Annotated in this window: 3 protein-coding genes; all 3 read left to right on the top strand. The window is 62.3% G+C overall.

Features of this window, described 5'->3' with window-relative positions:
• Positions 1–623 (top strand): CmcI family methyltransferase (locus FN369_RS01290; protein ID WP_218579998.1); only part of this gene is annotated, 623 nt, incomplete at its 5' end.
• A 35-nt stretch (positions 624–658) separates the two neighbouring features.
• Positions 659–985: an NAD(P) transhydrogenase subunit alpha part 2 gene (locus FN369_RS01285; RefSeq protein WP_142524409.1), complete on the top strand. Its 327-nt coding sequence runs from the start codon at positions 659–661 to the stop codon at positions 983–985.
• Positions 986–987: 2 nt separating this feature from the next.
• On the top strand, positions 988–1621 hold a 634-nt coding region (locus FN369_RS01280), incomplete at its 3' end, for an NAD(P)(+) transhydrogenase (Re/Si-specific) subunit beta (RefSeq protein WP_142524408.1).

The raw sequence follows: 1621 nt of genomic DNA, 5'->3' as shown, positions 1-1621 counted from the left end.
AGCGGCTCGACGAGCCGCTCCGCATGGTCCTCGAGCGGATGCAGACGCGGATCCTTATCGGCACGACCTACTTCGGAATCCAGACGTTCAAATGCCCGCTCGACTTCTGGGTGTACCAGGAGCTCCTCTACGAGCTCCGACCCGACGTCGTGGTCGAGATCGGAAACTACCGCGGAGGAAGTGCGTTGGCGCTAGCCCATCTCCTCGACGCTCTCGGAAAGGGGCGGATCATCGCAATCGACATCGACCAGAAAAAGATCGACCCGCGCGCCAAAAGCCACCCACGGATCTCCTGGCTCCAAGGGGACGCCAAGCTGCTCGCCGGGAAGGTGGCCTCCCGAATCGATCCGGCCGAACGGGTCCTGGTCATCGAAGACAGTGAACATACCCATGCGAACACTTTGGGGGTTCTGCGGGCGTACGCCGGCTTGGTGAGCCCCGAGAGCTACCTGATCGTCGAAGATACCAATTGCCACCACGGCATCGCGGCCGGGCCGTCTCTGGGACCTTACGAGGCGGTTGAGGATTTCCTTGCAGAAGACGGCCGCTTCGAGGTCGATCGTAGCCGCGAAAACTTCGGCATCACTTGGAATCCCCGCGGCTTCCTCCGTCGGGTTCGGTGATCGCCCTCCCCTAGATTGAACCAAAGAAGGCTCGGATGAATGGAGAAACAACGCTCACGGGATTTCTCGCGATCTACCTTTTCCTCATGGCCGCGTTCACCGGATACGAGGTGATTTCGCGAGTGCCTTCGATCCTCCACACCCCGCTGATGTCGGGATCGAACTTCATTCATGGCATCGTGGTCGTGGGGGCCATTTACGCGCTGCTCCATGCGACGACCGTGACGGAGCAGGCGATCGGCTTTTTTGGGGTGCTTTTCGGCGCGGCGAACGCAGCCGGAGGGTATGTGGTCACCGTCCGAATGCTTCGGATGTTCCATTCCGAAAAGCCGTCCAAAAGTTCGTCCGGGCAGCGGAGGTAGGGATGGATCTGCTCCTTCAGTCCTGCGATCTGCTCACCGCCTTCCTGCTCATCTACGGGCTCAAACGAATGTCCTCTCCGGCCACCGCGAGCTCGGGGATCGTGCTCGCGGGAATCGGGATGTTGCTCATCGTCCTGGCAAGCTTCCTCTACTCCTTTGGTGTGAGCGGGACGGCCCGGCCTCATTTGCCCGTCAACCTCTTGCTTGCCGGACTCGCTCTCCTTTTGGGAACCGGCTGGTCCTGGTGGAGGGGAGAGCGCGTTCCGCTGACCGCGATGCCGCAGATGGTGGCCCTCTATAATGGGATGGGGGGAGCCGCGGCCGGAGCGATCGCGGGGATCGAGCTGCTCGCCCACCCCGACGTGAGCAATGTCCGGCTCGCGATCGCGATCCTTGGGGGTTTCATCGGATCCTTTTCGTTCTCGGGATCGCTCGTCGCCTGGGCGAAGCTCGAAGGAAAGCTACCGAAGCCTTGGCGACCCCGCTTCCTCCAACTGGGAAACGGGCTGGTGCTGCTGCTGGCCGTCGCCTCGGGCACGGCCCTGCCCGCCCTGCTCCCCAATCCGGCGCTTCTCTCCCTCTTCTTCGTTTCTTCCCTCGCGTTCGGCGCGCTGATCACCCTGCCGATCGGCGGGG

The sequence above is a fragment of the Methylacidimicrobium cyclopophantes genome, from assembly GCF_902143385.2.
GTDB classification, from domain to species: Bacteria; Verrucomicrobiota; Verrucomicrobiia; order Methylacidiphilales; family Methylacidiphilaceae; genus Methylacidimicrobium; species Methylacidimicrobium cyclopophantes.
Note: the sequence above shows the minus strand (reverse complement) of the source record. Positions and strands in the feature narration are given on the sequence as shown.

Excerpts from the sequence above, each read along its gene's own strand:
- FN369_RS01285 (WP_142524409.1), top strand. The coding sequence starts at position 659 with ATGAATGGAGAAACAACGCTCACGGGATTTCTCGCGATCTACCTTTTC.